The following is an 18,379-nucleotide window of genomic DNA, read 5'->3' on the forward strand; positions in this document are numbered from 1 at the left end:
TTGTCTCCGCTTTGTCTTCAATTGTCGAGAAATCAGTCATGGGCCACCCCCAGATAGGCATCAATCACGTCCTGATTGTTGCGCACTTCATCAGGCGAGCCGTCGCCGATCTTCTTGCCGTAATCCATCACCACCACACGGTCGGCGATGTCCATCACCACGCCCATATCATGTTCGATCAGCGCGATTGTGGTGCCAAATTCGTCGTTCACATCCAGAATAAAGCGGCTCATGTCCTCTTTTTCCTCGACGTTCATGCCCGCCATCGGTTCGTCCAGCAGCAGCAGCTTGGGCTCGGCGGCCAGCGCGCGGCCCAGTTCAACCCGCTTTTGCAAACCATAGGGCAAACGGCCCACCGGCGTTTTACGGATCGACTGAATTTCCAGAAAGTCGATTACCTTCTCAACCACTTCACGGTTCTCGGTTTCTTCCTTCTCTGCCGGTCCCCACCACATCGCCTGTTTCAGGATGCCGGTTTTCATATGGGTCAAACGTCCGGTCATGATATTGTCGAGCGTGGACATGCCACTGAACAGCGCAATGTTCTGAAATGTCCGCGCGATGCCTTGCTTGGCGATCTGGTGCGGCTTCATCGGACCGCGTTTCTTGCCGTGGAACCAGACCTCGCCCTCTTGCGGGTGATAGAAGCCGTTCATCACGTTCAGCATGGAGGATTTTCCCGCCCCGTTCGGGCCGATAATCGCGCGGATTTCTCCCTCGCGAATATCAAAAGAAATATCTGTAATTGCCTTCACGCCGCCAAAACGCAGGGTGATATTCTTCATTTCCATGACCTGACCGCCAATGGTGCGGCCGTCGGGTGTTTGGTATGTTTCTGCCATAGTCATTCCGCTGCTATCCTTTGCGCAGCCGTCGGGAACACTTTTGCATCCCGCAGTTCCAGCGTTGCCTTGATGGAGCCTTTGCGCCCGTCTTCATATGTCACTTCGGTCTCGGTGGAGACCTTCTCCGACCCGTCGTAAAGCGCGTCGATGATGTCCTTGAACTTCTCTTCGATGATCCGGCGGCGCACTTTCTGGGTGCGGGTCAGCTCTCCGTCATCTGCATCCAGTTGCTTGTGCAGAATACAGAAGCGGTGGACCTGACAGCCCGACAGCATTTCGTCTTCGGCGACGGATTTATTCACTGCCTCAACGTGTTCCTGCACCGTGGCAAGAACCTGCGGATGCCCTGCCAGTTCCTGATAGGAGGAATAGGCGATATTGTTCCGCTCTGCCCAGTTGCCCACCGACGACAGGTCGATGTTGATAAAGGCGCAGCATTTTTCCCGTCCGTTTCCGAACACCACCGCTTCCAGAATATTGGGGTAGAACTTCAGTTTGTTCTCGACATATTTTGGCGCAAACATCTTGCCGTCGGCCATTTTGCCCACATCCTTGGCGCGGTCGATGATCCGCAGGTGACCGCTGTCTTTTTCGATAAAGCCCGCGTCCCCCGTGGCCACCCAGCCCTCGGCGTCTTTGGTATCTGCGGTGCTCTCGGGGTTTTTGTAATACTCCACAAAGGCACCGGGAGAGCGGTAGAACACCTCTCCGGTTTCGGAAATCTTCAGTTCCACGCCCGGTGCAGGCACACCTACTGTATCGGCGCGCACTTCACCGTCCGGCTGCACAGTGACAAAGACCGACGCTTCTGTCTGGCCGTAAAGCTGTTTGAGGTTGATCCCGAGCGAACGGTAAAAATCGAAGATCTCCGGCCCGATGGCTTCACCGGCGGTGTAGCCGACCCGTGTGCGGCTCAGGCCAAGGGTGTTTTTCAGCGGACCATACACCAGAATATTGCCGATCGCGTATTGCAGACGCTCCCCGAAGGTGACCGGTTTACCATCAAGCAGCTTCGGCCCGATCTCCCGCGCTATGTCCATGTATTTTTTGAACATCCGCTGCTTGCCCTTGGACGCATCTTCCATACGGATCATTACATTGGTCAGCAGGCCTTCAAAGTAGCGGGGCGGTGCGAAAAAGTAGGTTGGCCCGATCTCCCGCAGGTCTGCCTGCATGGTGTCCGGGCTTTCCGGACATGCTACGCAAAAACCGGTCCAGTAGCCCTGCCCCACGGTAAAGATGAAATCCCCGACCCATGCCATCGGCAGATAAGCCAGCACACGATCATCCACGTTCAGCTTGTCAAACTCCGAAGCAGCCTGACCGGATTTCACGATGTTGCGGTTGGACAGAACCACTCCTTTGGGGCGTCCGGTTGTCCCCGACGTGTAAAGCATAACGCAAGTTGTATCGAAGTTCTGTGTCGCCAGACGGGAGTCCAGCTCTCCTTGCAGACCGCTCGCACGGCCTTTGGCCTGTACTTCCTTGTAGTCGTGCAATTTGCTACGGTCGTATTTGCGCATTCCGCGCGGATCAAGGTATATGACTTGCTCCAGCATGTTCAGGCCGTCCTGAACTTCCAGTACCTTGTCTACCTGCTCCTGATCTTCCGCGATCACAAAGCGGGCGGAACAGTGGTCCAGCACGTAGGCCATCTCTTCGGCCACAGCATCGCGGTACAGCGGCACTGGCACAGCGCCACAGGACTGGATGGCAACCATGGCCCAATAGAAATAGGGACGGTTGCGCCCGATAATGGCGACGTGATCGCCCTCGGCCAGCCCCATATCCAGCAGGCCCAGCGCCAGTGCGTTGATTTCTTCGGCCACTTGGCTCCACGTCCAGCTTTGCCAGATGCCGAATTCTTTTTCGCGGTAGGCCGGCTTGTCGCCGTAGACAGACGCATTTCGCGCCAGAAGGCGCGGAATCGTGTTGAGCTCACCTGTCGGTGTCGGTCCAGATGTCACAGAATGTCCTCCCAGTTGCCCGTTCCACGGTTTCCCAAACGTGAAGAGCTTGTGCACAGGGTCCATGATTCCCCGTACATCATCATTGATTGCTCTATGCTTGCGGTCAAAATTATTCTCAAATTTTACGGAATTGTATCAAATTGTAACAAGCGCATTCTTCGCTGGATTTCAGCGCGAATGCTCTGTTAGCGATAGTTATGACGGATCAAACAACCACACAGATGATGCGCTCGGGCCTGAACCTGATCGGACAGGCCCTGACGATTTATGATGCGGATCTCAGGCTGGCCGTGTCAAACCGCCGCTTTCAGGAGATGTTCGGCCTGCCCGACCATCTGGTAGAGACCGGCGCCCGTTTTCGCGAAACCATCGAATATCTCGCGTCCCGCGGAGAGTATGGCCGCGTCGATGACGTGGAGCGTTTCGTTCAGTCGCGGGTGGATCAGGCGCGGGATTTCGAACCCCATTATATGGAACGCCAGCGCGCTAACGGGGACTGGATCTCGGTAGAGGGCAGCCCGTTGCGCACTGGCGGCTGGGTAACCGTTTACACGGATATTACCCAGATTAAACGGCAAGAGGCGATGTTGCGCTCCGAAGGGGAAAAGCTCTCGGCCGATCTGATCACCCGTTCCGAAGAACTGACCGAGACCAACCGCAGGCTTGCCGCCACCAACAGCGCACTGGAAGAAGCCAAGCGCGATCTGATCGACGCAGAGGCCCGCGCCCGTGTCACAGCAGAAATGACCCCTGCCCACATAGCCCACGTGGATCGCAACAAGATTTACACTTATTCCAACCGCAAACTGTTTGAAGTCATCGGCGCGTCACCCCGAGATATTATCGGGCTCAGCACGCAGGAAGCTCTTGGCCCCGATGCCCACCGCCTGATCGACCCGATGTTCGACAAGGCTCTGGCCGGCGAGGCCAGTGTTGGCGAGTTTGACCTGCACGAAGGCACCCGCCGTGTCCGCGCCGCCTTTACCCCTGACATAGACCCGAGTGGTGAAATCACCGGAGCCTATGTTCTGTCGATGGACATCACTGCCGAGGCACAGGCCCGCGCCGCCCTGCAACAAACCCGCAAGCGGGAACTGGCGGCGCAGCTAACCAGCGGGCTGGCCCATGATTTTGCCAATCTCCTGACCGTAATCCTCGGACTACAAGGTCAACTTGAACGTATGGCGGGCCTGCCCCCTGAAGCCGCCGAAGCCATCGCCACGACGAAGGCTGCGGCCCTTCGGGGCGGGGCATTGCTCGACAAACTTTCCGATGTTTCGGGACGCCGCGCCCTGTCGGTCTCTGCGGTACGTATAGATGCCCTGTTTGATGACATTTCCGCGCTGGCCAAGGCTGCCCTGCCGGAAACCATTACACTGACACTGCAAAACGAAGGCATTGAACGCCCCGTCATGCTGGATCGCGGGTTCATGCAGGACGGGTTGCTCAATCTGGTACTGAACGCGCGGGATGCGATTATTGGCAACGGGCAGCACAGCGGTACAATCTCCATCACCGCCCGCCTGCGCGGCACCACATGGGTGGAATTTCAGGTGCGTGACAGCGGCCCCGGCTTCTCGGAAGAGGGCTTGTCCAGCGCACTTGATCCTTTCTTCACCTCCAAAGCTTCCGAAGGCTCGGGACTGGGTCTGACGATGGTCTACGACTTCGCCCAGCTTTCAGGCGGACGGGTCCGGATCAACAACCGCGCAAGGGGCGGCGCCGAGGTTACGGTGCAACTGCCGCTGCGCTACGGCTCTCTCACCTCCGGTCTGGGTATGGTGCTGCTGGTCGAGGACAAGGACGATCTGCGGGTTCAGACCCGCGAAATGCTGCGGGCGATGGGCCATGTGGTGTTGGAAACGGACAATGCCGAAGAAGCGCTGGTTCTTTCGCAGGTCCCCGGAATCAGCCATGTCCTCTCCGACATCATGCTGGGGGACGGGATGACAGGGCTCGACATGGCCCGTGCGCTACTGGATACAGGGGTAAACGTTCCGGTGATTATGATGACGGGCCTGCCCGCCGATGATCCGGTCCGACAGCAGGCCGAAGCGCAGTTCCCCCTTGTGAACAAACCCTTTGCCGAGGCCCAACTGGCCGAGAAATTTGACGAGGTTCAGGCATGAGTACCCCACAATCCGCCCCGCTGGTCACAATTCTGGACGACGAGCCGCAAATCCGCCTGATGCTGGCCGAAGCCCTTGAAGCCGCCGGATTTCGCACGGCGGGTTTTGGCCGCGCTACGGAATTCGAAGCGGCAATGGCCAGCATGAATCCGGACATCTGCCTTGTAGATCTCGGCCTGCCGGACAAGGACGGGCTGGCGCTGGTGCACCGGCTGGCTACAAATCTGGGTGCTGCGATCATTATCATTTCGGGGCGCAATCAGGTACAGGACAAGATCACGGGGTTGGAACTGGGCGCGGACGATTATATTATCAAGCCTTTCGATCCTGCCGAAGTGGTCGCCCGCGCCCGCGCCCTGTTACGCCGTGGCCGCACCACCGCCACAACCAAATCACGTATCGCCCGTTTCGCCGGATGGTCCGCCGATTTCGATCAGTTCCTGCTGCAGTCCGAGCAGGGTGATCCGACCCCGTTCAGCCATGCCGAAGGCGAAGTCCTGCGGCTGTTTCTGGAGGCCCCGAACCGTTTGATCACCCGCGCGCAGATGCAGGAACTTCTGGGTGGAGAGGCCGGAGACAGTTTTGACCGCGCGATGGATGTCCGCGTTTCGCGCCTGCGCACCAAGCTGCGGGACGATCCGAAAAAACCAAAGCTGATCAAAACAATCTACGGCGCCGGTTATATTTTTCTCGGCGATGTGCAGTGGCAATGATCAGCCCCGCATGGCCAATTCTCTGATCCGCGACACCAGTTGTTCCAACAGCGCAGAGTCCGCCAGCACCGGACTGCGCCAGAGGGTCAGGTTCAGTTCAAGAGGCACCTTAACCGGCAGAACCGGAACCAGATCGCCCCGCGCCAGCAATGGCGCTACCAGCGTCTCATGCCCCATCAAAACCCCGCCACCGTTCACCGCCTCGCGCACCGCAACGCTGTAAAGGGAATAGCTCGGCCCCGTGCCGGAGTAGTTCTGCTCCGGAAAAGCCGCCTTCGCCCAGCGCGCCCAGTCGTCTGGCCAGAACTGGTCCGAGATATGGGGCAGTGCCATAAGATCCTCAAAACCGCCCACACCCTGCGCCAGATCGGGCGCGCAAACCGGCAGCAGGTGATCCGGCCCCGCCAGCAGGATAGCCCCCGCATCATCCGCAGCAGCGCCGAAAAAAATACTTAAATCAAAAGGCTCGCGTGACAGGTTTGGTGGTGTTTCCATCGCCGTGACAGAAATCCGCGTTTCAGGCAGCGCGCGGCGCAGGTCGGGCAACCATTCTGCCAGCAGTAATTGCGCGACGCTTGGCAGTGTTGCGATGTTGAGGCTTCGGGGTGCTGCCAGACTGCGCAGCTTCTGGCTCGCCACGCTGATTGCATCAAAGGCGTCGATAAATTCCGGCAGCACCTGCTGGCCCAAAGGCGACAGGCTAACCCCTTGAGCATGGCGCATAAAAAGTGCCCCGCCGCACCAGCCCTCCAGTGTTTTGACATGCTGCGCCACCGCCCCGGCGGAAACGTTCAGCTCTGCAGCCGCCTGCTTGAAACCGCCAAGGCGCGCAGCAGATTCAAACGCCCGCATCGCGTTAAGCGAAGGCAGCGAGGGACGGGGAGGATTGACAGCCATAACGTAGACCTATTTTTTCTAGGCCTAGTCCATAGCAATTCTGATTTGCAAAGAAAAGCAGCGACTTCCATTCTGGCACAAACTCAAGACAGGATAGCGTAATGACCGCATTGACCAACAGGCACTGGGTGCCCGCCCACTCCGAAAAGCTGGTACAAAAGATTGCTGCCGGAACCGCCAAAGCCGCATCGGGTGATATTGCCACACAGCTCGAAACGCTGGCGCAAAACAATCGCACCATCCACGAGCAGGAATGTTTCAACCTCAATCCCGCAACCAATGTAATCAATCCCCGCGCAGCCGCCCTGTTAAGCAGCGGGATCGGCGAACGGCCTTCGCTCGGCTATCCGGGCGACAAGTACGAAATGGGGCTTGAAGCGATTGAGGAGATCGAGGTGATCTGCGCCGAACTCGCCGCCGAGATATTCCGCGCGAGCTTCGCTGAAATCCGCGTACCATCGGGGGCTATTGCCAACCTTTACGCTTTCATGGCCACCTGTAAACCCGGCGACACGATCATCGCCCCGCCCGCCAGCATTGGCGGTCACGTCACCCACCACAGCGCGGGCTGCGCAGGCCTCTACGGGCTGAACGTGATCCACGCTCCGGTAGATACAGACGGCTACACTGTGGATTTGGACGGTCTACGCAAGCTGGCGCGGGAGTCCCGCCCCAAGCTTATCACCATCGGCTGCTCGCTCAACCTCTTCCCCCATCCGGTTGCAGAAATCCGCGCCATTGCGGATGAGGTCGGCGCAAAGCTGTTGTTTGATGCGGCCCATCAATGCGGCATCATCGCCGGTCAAGCATGGCCCGATCCGCTGGAACAAGGCGCGCATCTGATGACGATGAGCACCTATAAATCGCTCGGCGGGCCCGCTGGCGGGCTAATTGTCAGTAACGACCCCGACCTTGCCGAACGGCTCGACGCCATCGCCTTCCCCGGTATGACAGCCAACTTTGATGCTTCAAAATCTGCTGCGCTCGCCATGTCACTGCTGGACTGGCGCGACCACGGCAAAGTCTATGCTGCTGAAATGGTAGCTGTGTCTCAGGCGCTGGCAGCCGCCCTGAGCGACCGCGACGTTCCGGTATTCCAAGCAGCAAAAGGCGCGACCCTTTCCCATCAGTTCGCTATAGAAGCCGCAGGCTTTGGCGGCGGCCAGACCGCAGCAAAAAAACTGCGCAAGGCCGGCTTCCTGACCTGTGGCATCGGACTGCCGATTGCAGAACTGGAAGGAGACCTCAACGGCCTGCGGATCGGCACCCCCGAGATCGTCCGCTGGGGTGTCACGCCGCAGGACACGCCCGAACTGGCCGACCTGCTCGCCCGCGCACTCCGCTCAAACGCACCGGACACACTCGCCGCAGAAACCAAAGCCCTGCGCGCCCGGTTCAACAAACTGCATTATGTGAACGGATAGAGGGGTTACATTGTCTCCCCTTGCCCAAAAGTGTTCTCTCTGTGGAATTTCAGATAATCCGGATGGGAGTGATCCCGTGCGTTGTCTGGCAGTAACAACTTCTGCCCGGGGGTTATCAGCCGTGCTGCAACATCCCCGGGAACTTTATTATGCGATATTAATATGCTAAGATCATCTGCTACAGATATCAGACCGCGATCGAACATCCAGTGTAGCGTACCCGACAGGGCCAATCCGTTCTGCACGACATCCGGCCCGTCATCCGCCACAGCGCGGATGTGCGCTGCCTGAACTTCCGGCCGCCCACCCCCGTTACGTAATTGCAAACCTGAAATGGCGCAGCGGCCCTTATAAGCCGCTTTCACTAAACGCTGGAAAGAAGCGTCCCGCGCAGGACGCGAGGTTAGGATCTTCGACCGGTCTTCCACCGGCTGCAAGCCAAGAAATGGGGCGTGATTTTCAGCAAGCCCAGACATCGGCGATTGCAAATCTACCCGGGGTATCACGTCGGCTCCTTCAAGCTCGGTCAAACCGGCATCCAAAATACTAGCAAACTCCGATGGAGACAGTTTACGCACAGCAGAAACTGAAGCGCCTCCAGACATGGGCGACCCATCGCTCTTACGCAATGATTTTTCATATGCGATACCGTTTGGATCGGCACGGCGCACAACCCGTTCAAATTGCCAGCGCGACCCACGATCAAGCAAAGCGTAGTAATGCCCTTCGTTCTTCGGATCTGGCACAACATCCTTTACCTTTTGGACTGATACGTAACCAAAAGCCCCGCGACGACTCTCATAGAAAATCACCCAATCCCCAATGGTCTGCTGAACCGTCCCGAGATACTGTCTGGGAAAATGGTAGGCTTCACCGGGCTGGTCATCGTAAATTGACTGCGGGTTTTGTATAAAAATTGCATTAACCATATTCGTTACAGAAAACCCAGCTTAAACAAATTCTGCAACATAAAAAACGGGGGCCGCACTACTGCCGCCCCCGTTTCAATGTTCCAAAAATACTCGGCCTGGCCGCGCAGCAGTTTATTCCGCTGCGATGGCGTCTTCCGCTTTTTCCACCCGCACAGCCGAGAATTTGAATTCGGGAATTTTGCCATAAGGATCAAGCGCGGAGTTGGTCAGGATATTCGCCGCTGCTTCCACATAGGCAAAGGGCAGAAACACCATATCCTCGGCCACAGCGCGGTCTGCGCGGGCCATCGTGACAATCGTGCCCCGTTTGGTGGTCAGACGGATCATGCCACCCGGCTCCACCCCCATTTTGCGCAGGGTTTTGGGATGCAGGGAGCAGTTCGCTTCCGGCTCAACCGCATCCAGAACCGATGCACGGCGGGTCATGGAACCGGTGTGCCAGTGTTCCAACTGCCGTCCGGTTGTCAGGATCATCGGATATTCCGCATCCGGCACATCATCGGGCGGAATGATGCTGGCAGGGGTAAATCGCGCGCGACCTTCGGGGCGCGGGAAACCGTCCCCAAAAACAATCGCCTGCCCGGGATCGGTGGGGGAGAGGGACGGATAGGTCACCGCCTCGTTTTCCAGACGTTCCCATGTGATATTGTCGAGCGAGGGCATACCCATTTTCATCTCGGCAAAAATCTCGCGCGGGTGGGTGTAGGTCCAGTCCAGCCCCAGCCGTTGCGCCAGTTCCGTGGTAATCGCCCAATCCTCGCGCGCATCGCCCGGAGGCGGCACAGCGGGCCGTCCCATCTGCACCTGACGGTTGGTGTTGGTCACAGTGCCGGTCTTTTCCGCAAAGGCGCTTGCTGGCAGGATCACATCTGCATAATTCGCGGTTTCTGTCAGGAAAATATCCTGCACCACCAGATGTTCCAGTTTGGCGAGCGCGTCGCGGGCGTGTTCCACATCTGGATCGGACATGGCTGGGTTTTCGCCCAGAATATACATGCCGTGAATGTCACCGGCATGGATCGCATCCATGATCTCTACCACGGTCAGGCCTTTTTCGGCGCCGAAATCCACGTCAGAGTTCCAGATCTCGTTGAAGGCGGAACGCACGCCGTCCTCGCCAACGGGCTGGTAATCCGGCAGGAACATCGGGATCATCCCCGCGTCGGATGCCCCTTGCACGTTGTTCTGCCCGCGCAGCGGATGCAGGCCCGCCCCCGGACGCCCGACCTGCCCTGTCATCAACGCAAGCGAGATCAGGCAGCGGGAATTGTCCGTACCGTGAATGTGCTGGGAAATCCCCATTCCCCAGAAAATCATCCCCGCTTTGGCACCGGCAAACAGCCGCGCCACTTCTTTCAGTTCCTCGGCCTCTACGCCGCAGAGTTCTGCCATCTTCTCTGGCGGAAAATCCTTCAGATGGGCCTTTTGCGCCTCCCAGTTCTCGGTATAGGCGGCGATATACTGTTTATCGTAAAGCTCTTCCTCTACGATGGTGTGCATGATCGCGTTCAGCATGGCCACATCGGTTCCGGGCCGGAATTTCAGCCGGTGGGTCGCATATTTGCCGAGGCCCACACCGCGCGGATCCATGACAATCAGCTTGCCGCCCCGTTTGGTGAATTGTTTGAAATAAGTGGCCGCAACGGGGTGGTTTTCAATCGGGTTGGCCCCGATCACAATCGCCACATCCGCGTTCTCGATCTCGTTGAAGGTGGCCGATACCGCGCCCGAGCCGACGTTTTCCATCAGTGCTGCCACACTCGAGGCATGGCACAGCCGCGTGCAGTGGTCCACGTTGTTGTGACCGAAGCCCTGACGGATCAGTTTCTGGAACAGATAGGCTTCCTCGTTAGAGCATTTTGCCGATCCGAAACCGGCAATGGATTTGCCGCCTTTTTCGTCCCGCAGCTTGGCCAGCCCGCCCGCAGCGGCAGTCATGGCTTCTTCCCATGTGGCCTCGCGGAAGAAATCCAGCACGGAATCGGGATGCACGTTCAACCCTTTCGGCGGCGCATCCTCGCGCCGGATCAGCGGCTTGGTCAGGCGGTGTTCGTGGTGGATATAGTCAAACCCGAAGCGCCCCTTCACGCACAGCCGCCCTTCGTTGGCTGGGCCGTCGATACCATCTACCCAAGCGACTTTTTCATCCTTGATTTTCAGGCTGATCTGGCATCCGACACCGCAGAAGGGGCAGACTGATTTCACTTCGCGGTCATAGTCCTGACTGTCCCCGACCTGCTGCGCATCCAGCGCTGTGGCGGGCATCAGCGCGCCTGTCGGGCAGGCTTGCACGCATTCCCCGCAGGCAACACAGGTGCTACCACCCATCGGGTCGTTCATATCAAAAACGATCTGACTATCGTGACCGCGCCCTGCCATACCGATCACATCGTTTACCTGCACTTCGCGGCAGGCCCGTACACACAGGTTGCACTGGATGCAGGCGTCCAGATTGACCCGCATCGCAACATGGCTGTCATCCAGCAGCGGAATCCGGTCCGGTTCGAGTGCGGGAAAACGGCTCTCGCTGACGTTCTGCAGTTCGGCCATATCCCAGAAATGAGAGGATTTATCGTGGGCTTTCTCGCGCTCCGGCTGGTCTGCCATCAGCATCTCGATCACCATCTTGCGGGCGGAACTGGCCCGCGCGGATTGGGATTTGACCACCATGCCTTCAGCGGGTTTGCGGATGCAAGAGGCCACCAGCGTGCGTTCGCCGTCCACTTCCACCATACAGGCGCGGCAGTTTCCGTCCGAACGATAGCCTTTCTCGCCGGAGTGACACAAATGGGGAATCGTCGTGCCTTCCCGTTTTGCCACCTCCCAGATTGTTTCATCCGGTGCGGCCAGAACCACCTGACCGTCAAGGGTGAACTCGATTGCATCTGCCATGGCAAGGCCTCCCGCGTATTCCTTCAGTTGCTGATGTTAGAGCATACCGGACCGGTTTCGCAAAGCGAAGAACCGACCAATAAGCACCTGTTTACGCGCTACGGCGTCTTGGACCTCCCGACCGCAAGTGCGGTTCCTGCTGGAAGCGACACAGGAAATGCGCCAGAGTTTGCAGCAGAAGCCAGAAATCAAGGAGTGGCATTTCATGGTACATCTCTGGGTCCGCGCAGAACAGCGCCCCGCCGAACAGCGCGTTGGCATCACACCGGAAGGCGTAAGCGCCCTACTGGCCGCAGGCTTCAAAGTCACGGTCGAGGACTCCGCCGCGCGCGCCATTCCGATCAGCGCATACCAAACCACAGGCTGTGATATTGCAGCGGCTGGTGACTGGCAGGAAGCACCCGACGATGTAATCGTTTTCGGACTGAAGGAACTGGATCCGAACGGCCCGAACCTGCGCCACCGGCATATCATGTTCGGCCACGCCTATAAGGGGCAGGCGGACGGGCCGGACCTGCTGCGCCGGTTCAAGAACGGCGGCGGGGCGCTTTACGATCTGGAATACCTGACCGAACCGTCGGGGCGCCGCGTTGCGGCTTTCGGGTATTGGGCCGGTTTTGCAGGCGCTGCGGTCGGGATGAAAGTCTGGGCGGCGCAGCAGGCTGGCCCTATTCCCGGTCCGGAACGTATCGGGGTCTATCCGGGGCGCGATGCCCTGGTGTCAGAATTACAAAGCGAACTGGATCATGCCGTGTCCGGCGGGGCCAGTCAGCCCGATGTGATCGTTATCGGCGCGCTCGGACGGGTGGGCAGCGGCGCATGTGATCTGGCGGCAGCCCTTGGCCTGACGGTTACGAAATGGGATATGGCGGAAACGGCACATGGTGGCCCTTTCCCCGAGATCCTGAACCATACGCTGTTTGTGAATTGCATACTTGCCAGTCCGGGTGTTCCGGTATTCGTTCCTGAAACTACCCCTGACGCGCCTCGCAAGCTGACCGTGATTGCCGATGTCAGTTGCGATCCGAATTCGCCATACAACCCGATCCCGATCTACGAAGAATCCTCCACCTTTGACGCGCCGGTCACACGGGTGACTCAAGGCCCGCCGCCACTGGATGTGACCGCAATCGACAACCTGCCTTCCATGCTTCCAGTAGAAAGCTCGCAAGATTACGCTGCCCAGCTCTTACCGTCGCTTTTGACGCTGAACAGAATGGACAGTGGCGTCTGGGCCCGCGCACGGCAGCTGTTCGACACCCACGTCGCACAGGTCTAGCCCTTGCCGAACAGCCGGTAATATAGCGGCGCAGGCAGAAAGTTTGCGCCGCGAAACAACCATGAAAACACCCTTGGGAAATTGGTCTGGAACCGGCGCGATTGCATGGCGGCAACCACGTGGTCAGCGGCCTGTTCCGGCCCCATTACAAAGGGCATCTCAAAGTCGTTCTTGTCGGTCAGACGGGTCTTGATAAAGCCCGGATTAACCAGTTGCACCTTAACATTCGTTCTGACGGTCTCGGCGTGCAGGTTCTCTGCCAGATGCATTACGGCGGCCTTGCTGGCCCCGTAGCCGATGGCACCGGGAAGGCCGCGAAATCCTGACAGACTGCCGATCAGCACCACATGGCCGCGGTCCTGTGCAATCATCTGTGGCACGACAGCCCCGATCACCCGCGCAGCCCCCGTGAAGTTAATGTCACACATGGCCTCAACCGCTTCACCGTCCCAGTCTGCCGCGCCCATCGGCCAGTACACGCCGGCCAGAAACACCAACCCGTCTATCGGGCCAATTTCACTCGCGACACGACGCACCTCTTCCAGATTGCGCACATCGAGCGGATGAACCGAGGAGGCGGACGGCAGGCTGTCAGACAATTCATTCAGCCGTTCCTTGCTACGGGCGCTCAATACCAGCTCCACGCCCAGTGCTGAAAGTTTTTCTGCCACAGCGCGGCCCAATCCTTCGGAGGCACCAACCAGCCAGTATTTCTGCCCCGCCTGCATCAGACAGGCTCCGGTCGGATGGTTGCAACCAGTTCTGCAACCTTCACCCCGAACTTGCGCATCTGGCTGCGGTTCACCAGTGATCCGTTGTCCAGAAGATAGATCCAATCGGTGACATCAAGCTCGTGGCCACCGGCGCTTTCAGTCAATTTGATACGGTATTGCAACCGAATAGCCGATCCCATCTGCACCCCCTCCCCCGTGCCAATGACATCGGGCGCTGTTGCCTTGAAAGTGCCGTCATTTGCGCTGGTTAAATGCCACTCGCGCCGCTGCTCAGTACCGCTGTCATAGCGAAAATCCTCAACCAGCGTGCCGGTGTTCCCCTGCCAGCTGCCATGCATCCGTGCAGTAAAACGGGAGGACACGCGGCCGAAGGGGCCATATAGCACGCCATCGCACGACATAGGGCCGTTCAGGTGACGGCGGATGTCAAACACGGGTCCGTCTTTCGCATAATCCTGCGGGCGTTGCGCTTGAAAACCGGTGAACCGTTCCTTCAGCCAGCACAAAAGTAAAATCAGGCCAGCACCCAGTATGAACAGGATCAGATCAGGCATGACAACTCTCCTCTATCGGGGTCCAGTACAGGACGGCCAGAGCAATGGATTTCAATACAGACGGGACTGCCGCATAGGTCAGGGTCAACATCCAGAGCACCTGCGGCGGATTCGGCTGGACAGTGGAAAAACCGGAGTGATCCAGCAACGGAAGTACAGTTGCAGCAGCAATCGCAAGGGTCAGCTTGGCACAGAAATTCCACAGACCAAAGGCTTGGCCTCCGGCGCCGTGAACCCGCTCCACCCGTGCGGAAAACAGAGCCGGTAGCAGAGTCATATCCGCGCCCAGCGCCGCGCCGGAGGCCAGACACACCAAAGCAAACGGCCAGACATCCCCTTGCCCCAGTGTGATTGCAAAGCTGAAGGCAACGATCGACAGCCCCATGCCGGCAAGCAGCGTCCAGCGCACCCCGCGCCGTGCTGCAATCCGCGCCCAGAAGGGAACGGAAACGGCCGCAGCGACAAAAAATACAAGAAGAAGCGGTCCGGCCGCGGTTTCATGGCCAAGGCGGTATTCCACAAAGAACAGGAACAGACTGGCGCTAACCGCTGCGGGAGCAGCATTCAACAGGCCCACCAGCAGCAACCGGCGTAGGACGGGATCTGCCAGCAAGGCAGCAATACTGCCGCGTTCCGGCCGCCGTGCCTGGACCTGCCATTCGCTGCGCATCAAGGCAGCACCCGCCGCCGCCGCGATTGAAAAAACAAACGCAAACAAGGCCAACGGGGCGCTAAAACCCGCGTAGAGGAATAGGGTCGGCAGGATGGCTGCAAGACAAATCCCCGCCAGACTGCCGCTTTCACGCCAGCCCGCCAGTCGCAAATGCCCTTCCGGCCCGAGCGTATTACCTTTTGTAATTCCGCGCGCGTAAAACAGAACCGACAGGGCGCTGAAAGCAGTGAAAAGCACCGCCAGACACATGACGAACCAGAGCAGCGGGTCAATCGGTGCGGTCACAGCGAACAAGCCGACCATCGCCAACGCCAGCAACGCAGTCATTCCTCCCGCAAACAGGCCACGCCAAGCCCCCAGATGGTCAACCACCCATCCCAAAACGGGATCCTGTGCGAAATCCAGCACCCGCAGCCCCAAAAGCGCAACACCGATCGCTGACAGGCTAAGGTCATAGCGGTCCACATAGAATTTCGGCGCATGGATATAAAGCGGCAGTCCCGCCGCAGCGAGAACGCTTGCAAAGGCAGTATAGCGGTGCAGACCAAGACGGATGCCACGCTCCATTCAGCTTTGCCCCTTCAATCTGGAGGCCGCCCGCGCATCCCGCGAGGTCGGCGCAAGCCAGATACCAAAAAACCGGTCCCGCAGGCGCGGATAGGCCAGCGTGCAGGTCTTGCGCCCGTTGACGAACAGGCTGGCGCGATCCGGACCATGAGAGACCCCCGTAACCCGCACGCCCGTGTCCACATCCACAAGGCAGTTGCGGAGCCGCTGTTCAAATGCGCCGTGATCAGAAACGCGGCCCCCTTCTACCCTGACGATTTCCTTGATCGTCGTTCGTGCCAGCAGTTCGGCGCTGAACGGATAGGCATAGCGCAGGCTCAGTGCGAAAGGCTCCCGCTGGTCGAATGTCCCTGCAGATGCCGTCCAAAGTTCTGCATCATAGAGTTTCCTCCCCCATAGGCGCGCGCTGGCCATTCCTTTCAGCGACGCAGCACCTAGCGATCGGGCGACCTCCCCCGGTGCAGATTGCGCCACCGCCTGCCCCGTGTTCAGCGAACCAAGAACAACGGCAATCAGAAAGGATGCAACAGCAATGCTTGGAAAGCTCATGACGAAACCTCCTGCTCCGGCGGTTCCGGCCTGTTGCGAAAACCCGCCCCCTTCCACCAGAGCCGCAGTGCCTGCCAATATATCAGGCCTAGCACCCGTAAGGAGCCAAAGGGACGCGCCACCGCCATGCCAAGGATAGAGCGGTTGGAAAGAGGCCGCCGCTTGCCGTGGAAAGTGGCGATCACCCCGCTTTCCTTGCTGCGGAAATCAATCACGATACCGATATGCCGGTCTGTCACATCAAAGCGGAAACTGTATTCACCGCTAACCGGCTGGAATGGCGACACATGAAATATCTTGCGGGCTGTCAGCCGGTCCGTGGGCAGGATCGGCGCCAGATCACTGTGATGGCACAGATAGGAATGACGGTCCCCGTAGGTGTTGTTTACCTCGGCAATTACAACACGCAGGGTATCTTGGGCATCAAACACCAGCCAGAAACTGACCGGATTGAAGACATGACCGAAAATACGCGGCTGGGCCAGCAACAGGATTTTCCCGTTACACCGCGCGTCCATGCCCTGTGCGACAAGTATCCCGCGCACCCATTCAACACCCTGCCCCGCACCGCGCGCGCCGCCGTGATCTATATCGTGGATGGCCGTCAGGTTGGCGCGGTTGCGCGAAAACAGAAACGGTTTGGGGGCATCCCCGGACAGATCCGACAACACATAATCCACACGGTAGCGGAAGGCGTTTTTCACCGCCCCGTGCCGCCCGTGATAGGTGGTTGCGCAGATATGTTCGGGGGTTACGCCCATTGCGGGATCAGTTTCATATGATCGGCTACATCCACTGCGCTGGAATACCCGTCTTCATGAAAGCCGTTGCGCAAATAGGCACCGCAGAACCAAGTATTGTTCAATCCTTGCAACGCCTTAATCCTGCTTTGCGCCGCCAGCGCCGCGCGGTCGAACACCGGATGCATGAAGCTGGTCTCCTCATAGATCAATTCTTCACGGATCGTGCTGGTCGGGTTCAGAGAACTGAGCAGCAGATCGTCATGGGGAATGGATTGCAGGGTGTTCATCCAGTAGGTGATACCCACGGGATCAGAGGTGTTCTGCCGCGCTGTCGTATAGGTCCAACTGGCCCAGCAGGATTTGCGCTTGGGCATGATTGACGGATCCGCGTGCAGCACCGCACGGTTGCGCTGGTAGCCGATCGCGCCCAGTGTAGAGGTTTCTTCCGGCGTGGGATCGGCGAGCATCGCCAGCGCCTGATCCGAATGGCAGGCAAAAACCACACGGTCGAATTGCTCCCATGTGCCACCTTCAAGACGAACCTCTGCGCCGGCACTATTGCGCCGCACTGCCACAACATTGGCACCGGTGCGAATTTCGCAGCCATGCCTGCGCATCGCCAGTTCAAGCCTGCGAACGTATTCAACAGAGCCGCCGTTCACTGTATACCACTGATGCTGGCCATAGATATTCAGCAGGTTGTGGTTCTGGAAAAATCGCGTCAGCGCCTGTGCCGGAAAGGATAACATCTGTTCCAGCGGGGTTGACCAAATCGCGCCCGAAAACGGTAGCAGATAATACTTCTGGAACCACTCGCCCATCCGCAACCGGCGCATCAGCTCTCCCAGTGTCAGATCGGGATCTGCGGCCATATCAACGGCCTTGGCATTGAACCTCAGGATATCCACCAGCATTCCCAGAAACAGGGGATTCACGATATTCCGCTTTTGCGCAAACAGAGCAGCAAGATCGTTCAGGGCGTATTCGATCCGACCATCATCCGCAGACACGCCAAAGCTCATATCGCTTTTGATAACGGGTACATCCAATTCGTCGAACAGGCCGGTCAACCGCGGATAATTCGCATAATTAAACACGATAAATCCTGTATCTACTGGCTGGTCCCCGTTCTTACCCGCTGTCACTGTGCGGGCATGCCCGCCAAGCCGCTTTTCCGTTTCCATCAAGGTCACGTTATTGGTCTTGGACAACAGGTGCGCCGCACCCATTCCGGAAATACCCGCACCTATAACAGCGATCTTGGCCGGAGCAGCGGGGGCAAATTCAAATGGCATTGGAATTCCTTACTTGAGGTGTACAGTCCATACGCCACGCCAATCCGATTGGATCACATTAACCACGCTCTAATTTATTTTTTCTACCATGATCCAACTGTATTTGGCGCGCGTATAGAGTTCATGATAGATGCTGTACCACTGTTGAAAGAAAACGACCTGTCTCGAAAGTATAGTCCAAGG

The 18,379-nt window shown here is 58.2% G+C and carries 15 protein-coding genes; 4 read left to right on the plus strand and 11 right to left on the minus strand.

Annotated elements, in window-relative coordinates:
* Positions 1-32: 32 nt before the first annotated feature.
* Both C0U40_RS10505 and C0U40_RS10510 read right to left on the minus strand, forming a co-directional pair.
* On the minus strand, positions 33-842 hold the full coding sequence (locus C0U40_RS10505; protein ID WP_172827920.1) for an ABC transporter ATP-binding protein: 810 nt from the start codon (positions 840-842) through the stop codon (positions 33-35).
* Between the two features lie 2 nt (positions 843-844).
* A complete protein-coding gene (locus tag C0U40_RS10510; RefSeq protein WP_286134897.1) occupies positions 845-2,812 on the minus strand; it encodes an AMP-binding protein in 1,968 nt (655 codons plus the stop codon).
* A 194-nt stretch (positions 2,813-3,006) separates the two neighbouring features.
* Between C0U40_RS10510 and C0U40_RS10515 the strand changes: the two genes are divergently transcribed.
* Positions 3,007-4,944 (plus strand): PAS-domain containing protein, encoded by a 1,938-nt coding sequence (locus tag C0U40_RS10515; RefSeq protein WP_435673793.1) that lies wholly within the window; start codon positions 3,007-3,009, stop codon positions 4,942-4,944.
* Entirely contained in the window at positions 4,941-5,657 is a 717-nt protein-coding gene (locus tag C0U40_RS10520) for a response regulator transcription factor (protein WP_101655723.1), read from the plus strand. Before C0U40_RS10515 ends, C0U40_RS10520 begins: the two co-directional genes overlap by 4 nt.
* On the opposite strand, the gene C0U40_RS10525 is transcribed toward C0U40_RS10520, so the two are convergent.
* Positions 5,658-6,554: a LysR family transcriptional regulator gene (locus C0U40_RS10525; RefSeq protein WP_101655724.1), complete on the minus strand. Its 897-nt coding sequence runs from the start codon at positions 6,552-6,554 to the stop codon at positions 5,658-5,660.
* A 101-nt stretch (positions 6,555-6,655) separates the two neighbouring features.
* On the opposite strand from C0U40_RS10525, the gene glyA reads away from it, so the two are divergent.
* Entirely contained in the window at positions 6,656-7,978 is a 1,323-nt protein-coding gene (gene glyA, locus C0U40_RS10530) for a serine hydroxymethyltransferase (protein ID WP_101655725.1), read from the plus strand.
* A 5-nt stretch (positions 7,979-7,983) separates the two neighbouring features.
* Here the strand turns inward: glyA and C0U40_RS10535 are convergent, their stop codons facing one another.
* Together C0U40_RS10535 and fdhF are read right to left on the minus strand one after the other, a co-directional pair.
* Entirely contained in the window at positions 7,984-8,907 is a 924-nt protein-coding gene (locus C0U40_RS10535) for an HNH endonuclease (protein ID WP_101655726.1), read from the minus strand.
* 114 nt (positions 8,908-9,021) lie between these two features.
* Complete coding sequence (gene fdhF / locus C0U40_RS10540; protein ID WP_101655727.1) at positions 9,022-11,802, minus strand: formate dehydrogenase subunit alpha; 2,781 nt, start codon at positions 11,800-11,802, stop codon at positions 9,022-9,024.
* A 205-nt stretch (positions 11,803-12,007) separates the two neighbouring features.
* On the opposite strand from fdhF, the gene C0U40_RS10545 reads away from it, so the two are divergent.
* Complete coding sequence (locus C0U40_RS10545) at positions 12,008-13,081, plus strand: saccharopine dehydrogenase (RefSeq protein ID WP_101655786.1); 1,074 nt, start codon at positions 12,008-12,010, stop codon at positions 13,079-13,081.
* On the opposite strand, the gene C0U40_RS10550 is transcribed toward C0U40_RS10545, so the two are convergent.
* The 6 genes from C0U40_RS10550 to C0U40_RS10575 are packed head-to-tail and all read right to left on the minus strand — an operon-like array spanning position 13,078 to position 18,196.
* Complete coding sequence (locus C0U40_RS10550; protein ID WP_101655728.1) at positions 13,078-13,809, minus strand: SDR family NAD(P)-dependent oxidoreductase; 732 nt, start codon at positions 13,807-13,809, stop codon at positions 13,078-13,080. The genes C0U40_RS10545 and C0U40_RS10550 overlap by 4 nt on opposite strands.
* Positions 13,809-14,369, minus strand: coding sequence for a DUF3833 domain-containing protein (locus C0U40_RS10555; protein ID WP_101655729.1), 561 nt, complete (start codon positions 14,367-14,369; stop codon positions 13,809-13,811). Before C0U40_RS10555 ends, C0U40_RS10550 begins: the two co-directional genes overlap by 1 nt.
* Positions 14,362-15,609 (minus strand): MFS transporter, encoded by a 1,248-nt coding sequence (locus C0U40_RS10560; protein ID WP_101655730.1) that lies wholly within the window; start codon positions 15,607-15,609, stop codon positions 14,362-14,364. The genes C0U40_RS10555 and C0U40_RS10560 overlap by 8 nt, the downstream gene beginning before the upstream one ends.
* Positions 15,610-16,158 carry a hypothetical protein gene (locus C0U40_RS10565; RefSeq protein WP_101655731.1) on the minus strand — a complete coding sequence of 183 codons (549 nt, stop codon included), beginning with the start codon at positions 16,156-16,158 and terminating at the stop codon, positions 15,610-15,612.
* Complete coding sequence (locus C0U40_RS10570; protein WP_101655732.1) at positions 16,155-16,919, minus strand: DUF1365 domain-containing protein; 765 nt, start codon at positions 16,917-16,919, stop codon at positions 16,155-16,157. Before C0U40_RS10570 ends, C0U40_RS10565 begins: the two co-directional genes overlap by 4 nt.
* Positions 16,910-18,196, minus strand: coding sequence for an NAD(P)/FAD-dependent oxidoreductase (locus C0U40_RS10575; protein WP_101655733.1), 1,287 nt, complete (start codon positions 18,194-18,196; stop codon positions 16,910-16,912). The genes C0U40_RS10570 and C0U40_RS10575 overlap by 10 nt, the downstream gene beginning before the upstream one ends.
* Positions 18,197-18,379: the final 183 nt, after the last annotated feature.

The organism is Neptunicoccus cionae, from assembly GCF_002860325.1.
Taxonomy (GTDB): domain Bacteria; phylum Pseudomonadota; class Alphaproteobacteria; order Rhodobacterales; family Rhodobacteraceae; genus Amylibacter; species Amylibacter lutimaris.

Bases quoted from the DNA above. Each gene is read 5' to 3' on its own strand.
- C0U40_RS10505 (WP_172827920.1), bottom strand. From the start codon at position 842: ATGGCAGAAACATACCAAACACCCGACGGCCGCACCATTGGCGGTCAG.
- C0U40_RS10520 (WP_101655723.1), top strand. From the start codon at position 4,941: ATGAGTACCCCACAATCCGCCCCGCTGGTCACAATTCTGGACGACGAG.
- C0U40_RS10525 (WP_101655724.1), bottom strand. From the start codon at position 6,554: ATGGCTGTCAATCCTCCCCGTCCCTCGCTGCCTTCGCTTAACGCGATG.
- glyA (WP_101655725.1), top strand. From the start codon at position 6,656: ATGACCGCATTGACCAACAGGCACTGGGTGCCCGCCCACTCCGAAAAG.
- C0U40_RS10535 (WP_101655726.1), bottom strand. From the start codon at position 8,907: ATGGTTAATGCAATTTTTATACAAAACCCGCAGTCAATTTACGATGAC.
- fdhF (WP_101655727.1), bottom strand. From the start codon at position 11,802: ATGGCAGATGCAATCGAGTTCACCCTTGACGGTCAGGTGGTTCTGGCC.
- C0U40_RS10545 (WP_101655786.1), top strand. From the start codon at position 12,008: ATGGTACATCTCTGGGTCCGCGCAGAACAGCGCCCCGCCGAACAGCGC.
- C0U40_RS10550 (WP_101655728.1), bottom strand. From the start codon at position 13,809: ATGCAGGCGGGGCAGAAATACTGGCTGGTTGGTGCCTCCGAAGGATTG.
- C0U40_RS10555 (WP_101655729.1), bottom strand. From the start codon at position 14,369: ATGCCTGATCTGATCCTGTTCATACTGGGTGCTGGCCTGATTTTACTT.
- C0U40_RS10560 (WP_101655730.1), bottom strand. From the start codon at position 15,609: ATGGAGCGTGGCATCCGTCTTGGTCTGCACCGCTATACTGCCTTTGCA.
- C0U40_RS10565 (WP_101655731.1), bottom strand. From the start codon at position 16,158: ATGAGCTTTCCAAGCATTGCTGTTGCATCCTTTCTGATTGCCGTTGTT.
- C0U40_RS10570 (WP_101655732.1), bottom strand. From the start codon at position 16,919: ATGGGCGTAACCCCCGAACATATCTGCGCAACCACCTATCACGGGCGG.
- C0U40_RS10575 (WP_101655733.1), bottom strand. From the start codon at position 18,196: ATGCCATTTGAATTTGCCCCCGCTGCTCCGGCCAAGATCGCTGTTATA.